This is a genomic window from Palaeococcus pacificus DY20341, assembly GCF_000725425.1.
GTDB lineage: Archaea > Methanobacteriota_B > Thermococci > Thermococcales > Thermococcaceae > Palaeococcus > Palaeococcus pacificus.
In genome coordinates this window covers 195,570-209,173 of sequence record NZ_CP006019.1, presented here as the reverse complement: position 1 = coordinate 209,173, position 13,604 = coordinate 195,570, and the positions used below count along the sequence as shown (strand labels likewise).

The window sequence follows — 13,604 nt, the reverse complement described above, 5'->3', positions numbered from 1 at the left end:
ACTCACCCCCATATTACCAAAGCGCCTAGGACTACGGCCGTTGTTATCAGCAAATATGCCACATAGTCCGTCAGCAATCCTGTGTGCTCTCTCCTAAATATGAGGAACATTCTGTGTATTCCCCTAATCAAGCCCCACATAGTGTGTCTTCCTGTGTAATAGCCCTGAAAGTGTTCGAATTGTGGAATTACGTTGTCCTCATCCTCACCGCTGATAAATATCTTAGTACCGTCGCCGGTTCTCCTAGTCCCCATACTAGACCTTTCAGCCCACTTAAAGAGCATGTAAGCGATGATCATGCCTATCGCTAAAACATAGAGGAAGTAAAGGGCATCCCAATATCCAAACATCTCAAGCACCTCCTATAACTGCCACAACGTAGTGAAGCTGATCCTTAATCATGTCAACGGTTGGAAGCATTATTTTGTCGCTTATCTGCCATGGGAAGAGTCCCATTATGATTATTGCGAGTATTAATATCAGCATTGGAATTATCATTGCTTTTCCTGGCTCTTTTGCATTCTCCACTACTTCGCTCGGCCTTCCAAAGAACGTGAAGAGAACCCTAATGTAAGCTGCTGTACAGAAGGCTGTGCCCAACACTGCTATGGCCGCTAGGAATGGGTTGTACAGAGCAGAGCTCTCATAGATTAGCCACTTGCTTGCAAAGCCGTTCAAAGGTGGCAAACCTACTATTGCAGCAGCTCCAATAAGGAAGGCAAAGCTTGTGAGGGGCATCTTCTTAGCCAATCCGCTGAGCTCGTTGAGATTCTTAGTCCCAACTTGGTGGAGCACTGCACCAGCGACAAGGAAGAGGAGAGCCTTCATCAAGGCGTGGTTGATAATGTGGTATATTGCACCCGCCAATGCTATGTCTCCAACTTTCGTGCCGTAGGCTGTCAATCCAATGCCTATACCCAAGAGAATGTAGCCTATTTGACCGACACTTGAGAAAGCAAATAGTCTCTTCATATCCGTTTGAATAACTGCCATTGCATTTCCAACTATTAACGTCACGCATCCAAAGAAAATTATTATCCATCCAACTGTCTTTATGCTTATGCTCGTTGCGTAAATGCTGAAAGCAATTCTAGTTAAAGCGTAAACTCCACCCACCTTTATGACCAAACCAGAGAGCATAGCGCTAATTGAGCTCGGTGCTGCTGGGTGAGCATCTGATAGCCACATGTGAACTGGAACAGCACCGCTCTTAAACAAGAGCCCGCCTATGAAGAACCCTAAAGCCACTTTGCTTACTAAAGTTGGGTTTTGAGCTATCTTCACTGCAAGGTAGCTCATTGTTAGGGTTCCATACTGCCCGTATAGGAGTGCAATTCCTAAGAGGATGAATGAGCTCGCTAAGGAACCAACGAACATGTACTTAATACCCGCTTCAATGCCCTCCCATGTATCGTTCCTAAAGGCCACCAAAGCGTAGCTCGCTATGCTCATTATCTCAAGGAACACGTAGAAGTTGAACATATCCCCTGTAATTACTATACCAAGCATTCCGAGTTCCAAGACCAGGATTAAGGTGTAGTACTTCTCCAGTCCAGTGTCGTGCTTCATGTATTCGATGGAGTAGATTATGGCCATGAATCCCACGAAGGTTACTATAAGAGCCATTAGGGCCCCAAGTAAATCAACTTCCCAGAGGATTCTTATTGGGAAGTTCACGCCTTTTCCTAGTGGTGTGGTATCTCCCAAGGTATAGACTATCAGTTGCTTGGTGCTCCACACATCGTAGAACACCTTGGAGGCAACGCCTAAAGTTAATGCACTCACCAACATGGCCCAGGCGCTTCTCGCTTTCTCTCCGAATAAGCTGATGATGGGCATTGAAAATGCTCCTAAGAGAGGGATGATAATTAAGAATGGTAAAGCGCTCATCCTCTCAACCTCCTTAACTTGTTGATGTCTAAGCTTCCGTAGTGCCTGTAAGCGTTAATCGTCAATGCCATAGCCAGAGCGAGGATACAAACTCCAATGACAATTGATGTGAGCACCAAAGCTTGAGGAATTGGACCAACCATAGGCGTTCCTTTTAGCGTCTCATAGCCTGTGTAAATCGGCGCTGTGGGTAGTGTTCCATCTTCCAAGCGGTAGCCAAAGCTTATTAAAAGCAAGTGAATTCCTGCGTCGATAATGTTCAGGGCTAAGATGAGCTTAATCAAGTTACGCTTGTACAGGAAAGCGTAGAGCCCCATGAATACTAAGAGGAATGCAGTGATGAATTGAAGAGGAATCATTCCTTCCACCTCCTGTAGACGGCTATAGCCATCATGGCACTTACTAAACCAGCAAATACCTTTAATCCAACGGCTAGGTTCATTATGGGTAAGTATCCTGCTGATAAGAGAGTGCCTGGTTCTCCTGCAAAGGCTATGCCTTTTCTCCAAAGGGTGTTGTAGAAGAATGCTACGCTCAAACCCAGCATTGCTGCACCTAGAAAGACCAGCCCTCCAAGGCTCTCCAAAGCAGAGTAAACGTGATGATCATAGCGCTTCTTAGCCTCACTCAATCCAAAGGCTATTAAAAAGAGCACGCCCGCTCCCGCTATAGTAGCTCCTCCTTGGAAACCTCCTCCGGGTGTTAGGTGTCCGTGAGAGATTACGTAAGCTCCGAAGATTCCTATGAGGGGAATCGTAGCTCTCGCCATAGTTTTGACTATTAACCCCATGTCCTCACTCATCGTCCTCCCTCCACTTCCTCAACAAAGCAACAGCACCAGCTATTGAGGTGAAGAGAACTGTGGCCTCTCCAATAGTATCGTATCCTCTGTAGTCGAAGACTATATCCGTAACAATGTTGGTTCCACCCACTTCCTCAATACCGTGCTCAATGTAGTATTCGTCCGTATAGCGATAGGTTTGCCAATCTTTTCCGCCAAGGCCAAACTTTAGGCCATAATCTGGGTGAGCCACTATGAGCAGAACGCCGAGTATGAAGAGCAATGCCAAAGCTCCAAAAGTTCTCTTCATGGTGCCTCACGCTCCCATCTCTCAGTTTTAGCAATTCCATAGACTACTATAGCAGTAACAACACCCGCTCCTACCGCGGCTTCAGCTATTGCAACGTCCGGAGCGTGGAGTAGGTAAAACTCCAAGCTTAGGAGAAGGCTCATTGCCGCTGAGGCCAAAGCAGCGCTTAATAAGTCTCTAAAGGTTATTGTGAGATAAGCTGAAAGCAGTATACCAAGTAAGAGCCCGAACTGAAGAATCACATCAACACTTAAAACATTCATTGGGCTTCACCCCTAAGCTTTTCTTCATATGCATCGATAACCGCTTTAGCTGGCTTTACACCGCTCAAATGAGCCGCTTTTGCTAGTGCATGAGCTCCTGTCGGGTTGGTCAAAAGCAAAGCAACTAAAGCAACTATGCTGTGAAGGGCCATTTGGAGATATTTTGGATCATTTGTGACTTTCAACTGGTAAAGCGCGTGAACGATAACTGCTAAAACCGCAAATATGGTCCCAAATGTGGTACACTTCGTCGCACCGTGAAGCCTCGTATAGACATCAGGGAAGCGGTGAAGTGAAAAGCTCCCTAAGAGGTTGAAGATTATGTTAATCGCCAAGAAAGCATAAATTACGTATTCTATCACTCCAATCCCCCCTGCAGGTATCTCGCTATAGCTAGAGTGCCTATGTAGCTGAGCAGAGCGTAAACTATGGCAATGTCAATGTAAATTGTCCTGTCATAGGCCGCTCCAAGGAGTATCATTCCCGCAACGATGAGGGTGTTTAGCGTATCAACACCAACCACCCTATCAGGTACTGTAGGACCAAAGAGCACTCTCAACACTGATAAAAACGCTCCAATCATAACTATTAGTGCTGAATAGAAGAACACTGGTGCAATCATTTTCCTAACCTCCTTGCCCATTTTTCAAATGAGCCTGAAATTGGTTCGGAGCTCTCTGGGTGTTCGTCCGTCACATAAATCCAGTGCACATAGAGTGCCTTCTCATCAGGGCATGCATCAATGGTGAGGGTTCCAGGTGTTAGGGTAATTGAGTTGCTCAAAATAGTGTATTGAGCATCATTCTCCAAATCCACTGGAACTTTAACAATTCCAGGCTTTATCTTCCCTGTTATAACTCTATAAGCAACGTCAAAATTCGCTTTGACCATACCCCAAAATAGAGGACCTATTGAGTAAACTATAAAACCGACCCATCTTGCAGGATTTAAAAACCTGCCCGCTTTCTCTCCAATGATATCTCTAGTGGCGTATCCCACAATTAGGGAGAATACAACGCCCGCAGCTAACTCTTCCGCGCTCCACAGCATTCCTTTAGTGCCTGCCGTCAGTACTAACCAGAGCACGAATGACCACATGAATACAATAATGAAACTCATTGTTCCTCCCTCCACTTTTGGTTTAAAACCCCATCATAACTTTTTTTAGCTCAATCTGATTTATACTCCGTTTATCAGTTTTAAAAGCATTTTGTAAAGTTTACACTTTGCAACAAAGGTCAAAAACAAGATATTAAAAACATCAAATTAATAACCAAAGGTTGTTAGCCATAAGTGATAATACCCTCACTGGTAGACACTCAATAGAATTCAAAATTAAGTATAGATTCCCAAAAATTTAAAACTTCTTTGTTATGAGTGCTCCAAGAGCATTGATAAAACCTTGAATGTACTCAATATGTATGACTACTCATCATTCATTATCAATGATATCCGGAGGAATTATCATGGAAATTGAACTTCTTATGAAAAGAGCAGAAGAGCTGGCGAGAAAGTATGATATCAGCTATTATGAGGTGAGAATAGCTAAGATTAATGCTACATCATTGGCGATGCAGAACTCCCAGCTTGAAGAACTATCATCAAATACAGAAATTGGAATAGGAGTGAGAGCATTTAGCGGAGCGTGGGGATTTTCCTCAGCAAATGATATCAGGCGGGCCGAAAAAGCAATAGAAACCGCTATGAAGATAGCAAAGATAAACCGGGGGAGCTCGAAAGTCCATGAGGATGATCCAACTAGTGAGAAAGCATACATAAAGACAAAAAAGGACTTTGAAAATATTGACTTGGAAGAGAAGTTAAACCTCGTCAGGGAGATAGATAGACTTTTAAAGGGAGATAAAATTGTAAACAGGAAAATCATTTATGGAGAAGGGAAAAAATGGCAGTTCTACTTCAACTCACTTGGGAGTGAAATAGAGACACTGGTTCCAAAAATAAGGCTCTCATTTTCTGCAACGGCTAAAGAAGGAAACGACATGCAGAGCTATTGGAAGGTCTTTGGCGGAACGAGAGGATGGGAAGTTATAGAGAGAATAAATTTTGAAGAATGGACATCATTTGTGAAGGACAAAGCCAAAGCTCTCTTAAGAGCTCAACTCCCACCGTCGGGAGAATTTGATGTGATAATGGATCCTGAATTAGCGGGAGTTTTCATTCATGAAGCCCTCGGGCATGCGAGCGAGGGAGATGCAATAAAGAACGGTGAGAGCATATTAGGGGACAAACTTGGTGAGAAGATAGCGGTTGAAGAACTTACCGTTGTGGACGACCCAACTTTGAAAGGCAAATTTGGGAGTTATATCTATGACGACGAGGGAGTAAAGGCCAAGCGCGTAGAGATAATAAAAAACGGCGTTTTAAATGAATACCTCCTCGACAGAGAAACAGCTGCTTATTTAGAGCTAGAACCTAACGGACATGGAAGAGCGCAGAGCTACAACTATCAGCCGCTCGTGAGGATGAGCAACACATACATAGAGCCGAGAGACTGGAGCTTTGAGGAAATGCTCGGTGAAGTTAAGAGAGGTCTCTACCTCATAGGGGACAAAGGCGGTGAGGTTGATATAGCAAACGGGACTTTTATGTTTGGGGCTAAAGAAGGATACCTCATTGAAAATGGAGAGATTAAAGCACACATAAGAGATGTCGCACTCTCTGGCAAGATTCTAGATGTCTTGAAGAACATAAAGGCAATTGGCAAGGACTTGAAGATTGAGTTCCCTGGCTACTGCGGTAAAGGCCAATGGGTGTCCGTTGATGATGGCGGGCCGCATGTATTAACGAAGGCCTTAGTGGGGGGATTACTTTGATAGACGAGCTCATCAGGATCCTCAATCACAAAAACGTCGAGTGGGAGATTTATTGGGAAGCTGGGAGAGGGAGTTCATTTAAAATTGAGCGCGGGAGGTTAGAGAGAGCCCAAAGAAAGTATCACTCTGGGATAGGTCTTAGGATCGGTTACAAAGGCAGACAGGGCTTTTCTTATATAACTGGCTTAAACCATGATAGAGCCACGCTCGAAAAGTTTGTTAATAGAACTATAAAGCTGGCGAAAGTCAGCGAAGTCCCTTTTTTAGGCTTTGCCAAAGAGAGCAAATTTAAGCGTGTTAAAGGCCTACACGATAGGAAAATCGAAGAGCTAAGCTTCGAAGATGCCATTGAATATGCAAAAGTGCTTCTCGAGAAAGAGAAAGAGCTGAAAGAGGAGATAGGGAAAGCCTACACCCTATCAGGAAGCTTAGCCTTTGGACATGCAGTGGACGGGATTGCCAACTCCAATGGGGTTGAGAAGCAAGAGCCAAGCACAGCCATGAGCTTTGGTCTCTACATCATTAAGAGAGAAATGGGCAAAAATGGGAGCGGGAGCTACTACAAGGGTTTTAGAAACATTCCAGACTTCGAAGAGGAGCTCTCTAAAGGCCTAAAGAGCGCTCTAAGAGATGCCGATTTGAGCTTCAACGCCAAACAGGAAAGTGGTTTTGAGGGAGAAGTAGTTTTAGAGCCCCACACAGCTGTTTCAATCATTGGGATACTAATGAGCAATCTATACGCAGATAACGTTTATCACAAACGCTCCAGGTTCGAGAACCCCGGAGTGGATGTGGCGAACGAAGCGTTTACTCTAATAGATGACTCCACAATTGAAGGAAAGCTCGGGAGTTATTCTTTTGACGGCGAAGGAAATCCAAGCCAAAGGACAGTTCTAATTGAAGAAGGCATTTTGAAGAGCTTCCTCTTCGATGAGTACTACGCAAAGCTCATGAATGCTAAAAGCACAGGAAATGCTGTGAGAGATTTTAGGACCACCCCTCACATAGGCACGAGTAATTTAATCGTTGACGGTAGGAGAGAAGACTTAGAAGACCTCGATAATGCAGTAGTCATTAAAAAGGTATTTGGAGAGCACACAGCTAATCCGATAAGTGGAGACTTTTCTTTAACTGTAGAGCTTGGATACAAAATTGAAGATGGAGAACTCAAACCATTCAAGGACAACATGTTCGTAGGCAACGTCTTTGAGGTTATCAAATCCATAAACGCCCTTGGAAAAAAGGAAGAAGAACTAGGCGGATTCATCTCCCCAAGGATATTGACATTTGGAAAGATAGTTTAGAAAATTTTTTCCACATCCCACCAGCCATATGGACAAAGTTTTTATAAGTTAGTAGTGCTATGCATAATTTAGGTGAGGCCTAAGTGATATGTAATGAGCTGGAACTCATTTTTTCTAACTTAAAACCCGGAGAGACTGTGCTAATTGAGTACGATTCAATTTCTTCCCCAGAGCTTCTGTTGTATATAATAAGCAGATACTGCGAGAAAAGGGGAATTCAAGTTATCATAGACGATATAGGCGATACTTTAGCAGAGTTCATAACACGATTGGAGATCATAGGACTCCCCACAGATAAGCTTCTGAAAACAGATGTAATAAAAATAGGTGGATATAGAAAGCTTGGTAACGTTGTAGATAGGGTTGAAATCGATAAATACACATTGGACTTTAAATATTACGGAAAGATTTACGATAAATGGCGTGCTAACGAGAATATCTCCTTTAATCCCGTGTTAGGAATTCATAAGCTCTTTTTAGTGGCAGAAAACAATGAAGCGATAAGGCTCGTGAGAAATATATCAACCTTTGTTGGAAATAAAACCAGGATCGCCCTTTATTTCATAAATAAACAATCTATGGAAAGGAGAAATCCGGAAATAGTGCCATTATTAGAAGAAGTCGCTACAAGCGTATTAGAATGGAAGAAGACATGTAGAGGGACTATGCTGCGAGTTCTCAAAGCACCCAGTGAAGAAATATGCGAGAAGACCGTCGAACTTTCAATTGAGGAGCTCAGAGAGTACTGAATCACAATCAATTAGCAAAAAGATTATAACTTTCCCTTTTCTATCACTCTTGGTGATATAATGAGGAAGATCGCTTTAGTGTTTATGCTCCTGCTCATGATTCCCAACGCTTTAGCATATCAAATTCCCGAGAAAGGAGTTATCTATCAAATAATGGTCGACCGCTTTTACGATGGAAATAAAAGCAACAATGAGCCATTTTACGACTCTACGCACACCAACTACTACCTCTACTGGGGTGGAGATTTGGAGGGAATAATAGAGAAGCTTGACTACCTCCAAAGCCTCGGCGTTAGCATGATATGGCTCTCACCCATCAACGACAACATAAACAGGATGGCGGGGGCGAGTGCCCCGTACCACGGCTACTGGACGCGCGATTATAAAAGAATAGAGGAGCACTTTGGGGACTGGGAAACCTTTGAGCGCCTTGTAAAAGAGGCAAAAAAGAGAGACATATGTATAATAGTGGATTTTGTTCCCAATCACTCCAATCCAGCAACCGATGGAGAGTATGCATCGCTCTACGACAACGGCACTTTCATTACACACTACTACAAAGACAAGGAGAACGCAACGCTAAATCCCTACACTAGCAGTTTAGAGAACATTTATCGCCATAATGGGAACATAGAGAACTGGTACGGCTGGGAAATGAAATCAAAGAACCTCTTTGGATTGGCGGACTTCAACCACCTCAATCCTTGGGTTGATAGTTACCTAAAGGAGAGTCTCGATTTGTTCATTCAAGCCGGCGCCTGCGGCTTTAGAATAGATGCGGTAAAGCATATGGACCTGGGCTGGCTGACGAGCTTTTATGCTCACGCCTATCAAAAAGAGCCTCTCTTCATTTTCGGCGAATACTATAAGCTGAGCTATGCTACTGACGACGATATGTTCCACTTTTACCAGTACGCAAACGTTTCGCCGCTCTTAAGTATTCCCATAAGAGGGAACATCTTCACCACACTGGGCTTTGGTGGCAGCTTTGAAGACCTCGCCAAAGAGCTCGAGAAGTATTACTCTCAATTTATTTACCCCAACAAGGCTGTAAACTTCCTCGACAGCCATGACCTTCCAAGGTTTCTAAGCGAAAGCCGGAGCAAAGAAGGCTATCACATGGCTTTGGGCTTGATTATGACTTTGCCTGGCATCCCTGTGATTTACTACGGAGATGAGAGCTATTTGGTGAGCAAAGACGGCAAAGGTGACCCCTACAACAGGCCAATGATGATTTTTGACAACACCACCGAGGCGGCGAGGATAATAAGGACTTTAGCAGAGCTCAGGGAGGAGAATAATGCTTTAGCTTACGGGGATTTTAGGACATTGCACATGAGCTACACAACTTGGGCATTCGAGCGGAGCTTTGGCGGGGAGCGCGTTTTAGTGGTGCTCAATAAGAGGGAAGATAAGGCTTTGGAAATTCCGCTCAACTGGAGCGATGGGACTTATAGAGACGTTCTCTACGGTGTCGAGATGAGCGTTAAAAATGGCAGAGCTACTTTGGAGGCTCCAAAGAATAGAATTTTGGTGTTCTCATACCTCGGAAAGCAGGAAAAGCCGCTTATAGGTTCGGTTACTCCATACTTCGCTCAGCCTGGAGACAAAGTCCTCCTCGGAGGCGTTGCTTTTGGAAAGGGAGGAAAAGTCATAGTCAAGAGCGAAGAAGAGAAAAAAGACGCCGAGATTCTGGAGTGGAAAGAGGATATGATAGTCTTCGAGATGCCAAAAATCAAGACGAAAGAGGCATGGGTGAATGTAACCGTCGAGAACAATGGAGAAAGGAGCAACGCTATGAGAATAAGATATTTGAGCGGGGAGCAGACTCCAGCTCTACTCGTCATCAACGAGAGCTACATCAATACAACAGGGCAGCTCTGGATTAAAGGCGACATACCAGAGCTGGCTGAGCCAATACCTCTCTACAAATCCAGCACAGGTTACTACTTCCAAGTCGTCAGCCTTCCAAAGGGTGCCACTTTTGAAGTTCAGCTCTACAGAGGCTTGCCTTGGGGTGAGCTTGAGCCCTTAAACGTTACACTATACGGCAGAGCAAATACAACTGTAATTTTAAGCGAAGAACCCATTGAACATGAAACAATGAGCTCAGGCCAAATCTGCGGAGTAGGCGTGATTTTAGCAATCTCTCTAGTGGTTTTGCTCTTTAGGAGGAGCTAATCTTCATCCCAAATGCTCTTCCACTCAAATACATCTTCTTTTTGTTTTTCAGGCTCTTCTACCTCAATTTCAGCTTTTTGGCTTTCTCTAAGCCCAACTAAAGCTAACCAAAGAAAAGCGAACGGACCAGTAAGGATCAGCAAGATTAGAAAAATTACAATTTTCTTTTGCCTCTCATTCATGCTTTAATATTGGCTTTTCAAGTATATGAAAATTGTTATAAGTGAATACAAAAACTTTCTTTAGGTGGGAAAATGAGCGATCTCATTATTAGAAAAGCCCGAGAGTCAGATTTGCACGAAATTAAAAGCCTTATGGTAGAGCTCATTGAAACCCTCGAAAGCGAAGAGGGCATAAATAAAAATGCCATACTTGAGAACTGCAGGAAAATTCTAAAGGCCCCAAATGCGCATTTATTGGTCGCGGAATTAAACGGGAAAATAGTGGGAGCTCTTCACTTAAACATCCGCAGGACGATTCTCCACTCCGCACCTTCTGGGCTGATTGATGAGCTCGTTGTATCCAAGGAGCACAGAGGGATGGGAATAGGAGGAAATCTTATAGAGGCTGCTGTGGAGCTGTGCAGGGAGTTGGGATGCGTCGAGGTTGAAGTGAGCACGGAGATTAGCAACCTCAGAGCTAGGGAGTTCTACAAAAGCATGGGGTTCGAGGAGAGTGGAATTTTATTAGAAATGGATTTGGATTAAAAAAGCTCAAATCTGCTCCAAGAGCTTCTTTCTCTTTTCTTCGTACTCCTCCTGAGTTATCACACCCATATCATAGAGCTCTTTGAGCTTTTTGAGCTTCTCAAGCGGGTCCTCCGTTTTGGCTGTAAACCTTCTAGACTCCATTCTTATTGACCTGCTAACCACTTCCCTAGGCTTGTGGATAATCCACTCTTCGCTCATGAGGTGCTTCTTTCTTTCAATAGTCACAGGCTCAACAGCAATCTCATTTAAAGCATCCCTTATCGCTCCAATAGCATTCTTAGCCTCTTCTTTATCCATCCTTGAGAGCTTAATTTCCTCTCCATCCTCTTTCTTGATTATAAACTCTGAAGAGACCTTACCCACCTTTACATACACAAGCTCAAGCTTTTCATAGGGAATAGCTGTTAAGTCGTATCTGCCCAAAATCTTCTCATCAATGTAGAGAATCCTTAAATTTGTTACAACCAGCCATTTTGGCTTTGCTTCAAGGCTGAACTTCTTCTTAATTGCATACAGCACATCCTCATCGGGATAAAGGTTTTCAAGAATTCCTTTTGGAAGTTTTTCTTCGCTCATAGTCCCACCTATGATAGCTAGTGTTCACATGATATTTTAGGCTTGTGCTATATCACCACAAAGGCTTATATATTCCAAATAACAAAAAGCGCTGGAGGGTGTAAAAATGACAAAAAAGACTGAATGGGAAGACTTTTTTGATAGAGAAGCAAGTCACTACTTGAAAGAGCCGTTTACTAAATACACAAAAGAGGAAGTAGAGTTTTTATTAAATGAGTTTCAGCTGCCAGAAGGAGCCAAAATATTGGATGTTGGCTGTGGTGTCGGAAGGCACTCAATAGAGCTTGCAAAAAGAGGATACAGAGTAACAGGAATAGATCTTTCCCGAGGAATGCTTGAAGAAGCAAGAAAACGAGCTCAAAAAGAAGGTGTTGAAGTGGAGTTCATAAAAGCAGATGCTACGAAGTTTAAGCGTGAGGAGGAATTTGACGCTGCCATATGCCTCTGCGAAGGTGCTTTTTCGTTAATCGGTTCAAGTGACGACCCAATAGAGCACGACTTGGCGATACTCAAGAACATTTATGAGTCCTTAAAGCCCGGCGGAAAATTTATCTTGACCGCCTTAAGTGCTCTTTCAAGAATTAAAGGAGCATCAAACGAGGACATAGCCAAAGGAACCTTTGACCCAAACACCATGACGTTCTTTGAAGAAATTGAGGCACCTGATGGCACAAAAGTCCCGATTAGAGAACGTGTTTACGTCCCTACAGAGCTTTACTTGATGTTCAAAATGGTAGGGTTTGAAGTAAAAGCCATTTGGGGAGGCACTGCTGGAAGATGGGGAAAGAGGAAAGTAGATTTGGATGACATAGAGATTATGGTCATAGCAGAAAAACCTGCAGGCGGAGAAGTTTAATAGTCCCAGCCCATATTTTCCTTTGGTGATAAGATGAACTTTGAAAGAAAGCTCCTCATAGGTATGGTTCACCTCAAGCCTTTGCCGGGCTCTTACCTTTACGAAAAGAACTTTGATGAGGTCATAGACCATGCAGTAATCGAAGCTAAAAAGTTAGAAAAAGCGGGCTTTGATGCCATAATGGTTGAGAACTTCAATGATGTGCCGTTTCCAAAGACAGTCGAACCCATAACCATTGCTTCTTTAAGTGTTGTTGCAAAAGCTATTAAGGAGGAAATTTCCCTCCCGCTCGGCATTAACGTTTTAAGAAATGATGGGGTAGCGGCTTATTCAATAGCATATGCTGTGAAGGCAGACTTCATAAGAGTGAACGTTCTCAGTGGAGTGGCGTACACCGATCAGGGCATCATTGAAGGAATTGCCTATGAGCTGGCAAAGCTTAGAAAATCCTTACCGAGCAAAATCAAGGTTTTTGCTGATGTGCACGTTAAGCATGCGTATCACTTTGGAGACTTTGAGGAAGCCTTGAACGACACAATCGAGAGAGGTTTAGCTGATGCTGTAATTATAAGCGGAAAGAGGACAGGCGGTGAAGTTGACTCAGAAAAGCTTAAAAAAGCTAAAGAGCTCTCAAGCGTCCCTATTTTGGTTGGTTCAGGCACAACTTACGACAATCTACCGAAGCTCTGGAAGTATGCAGATGGCTTTATAGTGGGAACTTGGATTAAGAAGGAGGGAAAAACAAAAAATGACATCGATGTGGAGAGGGCTAAACGTTTGGTGGAGCTTGCTGAGGAGCTTAGGAAGAGTTTGTAGCGGTACCGGCTTCAGTATTTTGCTCTTCTCTTTCTCTGCCGCCACTTAAGCTCTCAATAACCCTCTCTATCTTTTCTTCCTCAGTTTCTCTCCCCCTATAGCCAAAGTAAAAGCCCACTATGGTGGATAGAACGCCTAAAAAGTAGTTTCTGAGCTCCGAGGGAATTAAAAGATATTGATTGCCCAATACGATTACTATGAACGTTGAAACCAGAGCTGCGGTAATTGCCCGCCGCATCTCACCTTTGTTAAGCTTTTGGTTGTTGCTCCAGCCGAGGAAGAGAACCACCAAGAACACCAAAAGAGGCAGGCAATGAGCGTTAGCTTCACATCA

General features: G+C 43.6%; 19 protein-coding genes. 7 read left to right on the top strand and 12 right to left on the bottom strand.

Annotation, left to right across the window (positions count from 1 at the left end):
* Positions 1-2: 2 nt before the first annotated feature.
* Genes PAP_RS01135 through PAP_RS01095 form a run of 9 tightly spaced genes read right to left on the bottom strand, consistent with a single transcriptional unit; the run spans position 3 to position 4,363 of the window.
* The gene (locus PAP_RS01135) at positions 3-350 is read right to left on the bottom strand and encodes a hypothetical protein (RefSeq protein ID WP_048164195.1); all 348 of its coding nucleotides are present in this window, start codon (positions 348-350) and stop codon (positions 3-5) included.
* 1 nt (position 351) lies between these two features.
* The gene (locus PAP_RS01130; protein ID WP_048164194.1) at positions 352-1,890 is read right to left on the bottom strand and encodes a proton-conducting transporter transmembrane domain-containing protein; all 1,539 of its coding nucleotides are present in this window, start codon (positions 1,888-1,890) and stop codon (positions 352-354) included.
* On the bottom strand, positions 1,887-2,249 hold the full coding sequence (locus PAP_RS01125) for an NADH-quinone oxidoreductase subunit K (protein WP_048164193.1): 363 nt from the start codon (positions 2,247-2,249) through the stop codon (positions 1,887-1,889). The genes PAP_RS01130 and PAP_RS01125 overlap by 4 nt, the downstream gene beginning before the upstream one ends.
* A complete protein-coding gene (locus tag PAP_RS01120) occupies positions 2,246-2,692 on the bottom strand; it encodes a Na(+)/H(+) antiporter subunit B (RefSeq protein ID WP_048164192.1) in 447 nt (148 codons plus the stop codon). Before PAP_RS01120 ends, PAP_RS01125 begins: the two co-directional genes overlap by 4 nt.
* A complete protein-coding gene (gene mbhE, locus PAP_RS01115; RefSeq protein WP_048164191.1) occupies positions 2,685-2,981 on the bottom strand; it encodes a hydrogen gas-evolving membrane-bound hydrogenase subunit E in 297 nt (98 codons plus the stop codon). Before mbhE ends, PAP_RS01120 begins: the two co-directional genes overlap by 8 nt.
* Positions 2,978-3,244 carry a DUF4040 domain-containing protein gene (locus PAP_RS01110; protein WP_048164189.1) on the bottom strand — a complete coding sequence of 89 codons (267 nt, stop codon included), beginning with the start codon at positions 3,242-3,244 and terminating at the stop codon, positions 2,978-2,980. The genes mbhE and PAP_RS01110 overlap by 4 nt, the downstream gene beginning before the upstream one ends.
* A complete protein-coding gene (mnhG, locus tag PAP_RS01105) occupies positions 3,241-3,606 on the bottom strand; it encodes a monovalent cation/H(+) antiporter subunit G (protein WP_048164188.1) in 366 nt (121 codons plus the stop codon). The genes PAP_RS01110 and mnhG overlap by 4 nt, the downstream gene beginning before the upstream one ends.
* Positions 3,603-3,866: a cation:proton antiporter gene (locus PAP_RS01100; RefSeq protein WP_048164186.1), complete on the bottom strand. Its 264-nt coding sequence runs from the start codon at positions 3,864-3,866 to the stop codon at positions 3,603-3,605. The genes mnhG and PAP_RS01100 overlap by 4 nt, the downstream gene beginning before the upstream one ends.
* Positions 3,863-4,363: a monovalent cation/H+ antiporter subunit E gene (locus tag PAP_RS01095; protein WP_048164185.1), complete on the bottom strand. Its 501-nt coding sequence runs from the start codon at positions 4,361-4,363 to the stop codon at positions 3,863-3,865. Before PAP_RS01095 ends, PAP_RS01100 begins: the two co-directional genes overlap by 4 nt.
* Positions 4,364-4,710: 347 nt before the next feature.
* On the opposite strand from PAP_RS01095, the gene PAP_RS01090 reads away from it, so the two are divergent.
* The 4 genes from PAP_RS01090 (at position 4,711) to PAP_RS01075 (ending at position 10,312) form a co-directional block, all read left to right on the top strand.
* Positions 4,711-6,078 (top strand): TldD/PmbA family protein, encoded by a 1,368-nt coding sequence (locus PAP_RS01090; RefSeq protein WP_048164184.1) that lies wholly within the window; start codon positions 4,711-4,713, stop codon positions 6,076-6,078.
* Complete coding sequence (locus PAP_RS01085; RefSeq protein ID WP_048164183.1) at positions 6,075-7,382, top strand: TldD/PmbA family protein; 1,308 nt, start codon at positions 6,075-6,077, stop codon at positions 7,380-7,382. Before PAP_RS01090 ends, PAP_RS01085 begins: the two co-directional genes overlap by 4 nt.
* An 83-nt stretch (positions 7,383-7,465) precedes the next feature.
* Positions 7,466-8,131 (top strand): DUF257 family protein, encoded by a 666-nt coding sequence (locus PAP_RS01080; protein WP_048164182.1) that lies wholly within the window; start codon positions 7,466-7,468, stop codon positions 8,129-8,131.
* A 60-nt stretch (positions 8,132-8,191) separates the two neighbouring features.
* Positions 8,192-10,312 (top strand): alpha-amylase family glycosyl hydrolase, encoded by a 2,121-nt coding sequence (locus PAP_RS01075; protein ID WP_048164181.1) that lies wholly within the window; start codon positions 8,192-8,194, stop codon positions 10,310-10,312.
* Here PAP_RS01075 and PAP_RS01070 read toward each other — a convergent pair.
* On the bottom strand, positions 10,309-10,494 hold the full coding sequence (locus PAP_RS01070) for a hypothetical protein (RefSeq protein WP_048164180.1): 186 nt from the start codon (positions 10,492-10,494) through the stop codon (positions 10,309-10,311). The two genes, PAP_RS01075 and PAP_RS01070, sit on opposite strands and share 4 nt — an antisense overlap.
* 72 nt (positions 10,495-10,566) lie before the next feature.
* On the opposite strand from PAP_RS01070, the gene PAP_RS01065 reads away from it, so the two are divergent.
* The gene (locus PAP_RS01065) at positions 10,567-11,019 is read left to right on the top strand and encodes a GNAT family N-acetyltransferase (protein WP_048164179.1); all 453 of its coding nucleotides are present in this window, start codon (positions 10,567-10,569) and stop codon (positions 11,017-11,019) included.
* A gap of 6 nt (positions 11,020-11,025) precedes the next feature.
* On the opposite strand, the gene PAP_RS01060 is transcribed toward PAP_RS01065, so the two are convergent.
* Positions 11,026-11,598: a PH domain-containing protein gene (locus tag PAP_RS01060; protein ID WP_048164178.1), complete on the bottom strand. Its 573-nt coding sequence runs from the start codon at positions 11,596-11,598 to the stop codon at positions 11,026-11,028.
* A gap of 106 nt (positions 11,599-11,704) precedes the next feature.
* Between PAP_RS01060 and PAP_RS01055 the strand changes: the two genes are divergently transcribed.
* Entirely contained in the window at positions 11,705-12,454 is a 750-nt protein-coding gene (locus PAP_RS01055; protein WP_048164176.1) for a class I SAM-dependent methyltransferase, read from the top strand.
* A gap of 33 nt (positions 12,455-12,487) precedes the next feature.
* The gene (locus tag PAP_RS01050; RefSeq protein ID WP_048164175.1) at positions 12,488-13,270 is read left to right on the top strand and encodes a BtpA/SgcQ family protein; all 783 of its coding nucleotides are present in this window, start codon (positions 12,488-12,490) and stop codon (positions 13,268-13,270) included.
* On the opposite strand, the gene PAP_RS01045 is transcribed toward PAP_RS01050, so the two are convergent.
* A complete protein-coding gene (locus PAP_RS01045; protein ID WP_052649027.1) occupies positions 13,254-13,559 on the bottom strand; it encodes a hypothetical protein in 306 nt (101 codons plus the stop codon). The genes PAP_RS01050 and PAP_RS01045 overlap by 17 nt on opposite strands.
* Positions 13,560-13,604: the final 45 nt, after the last annotated feature.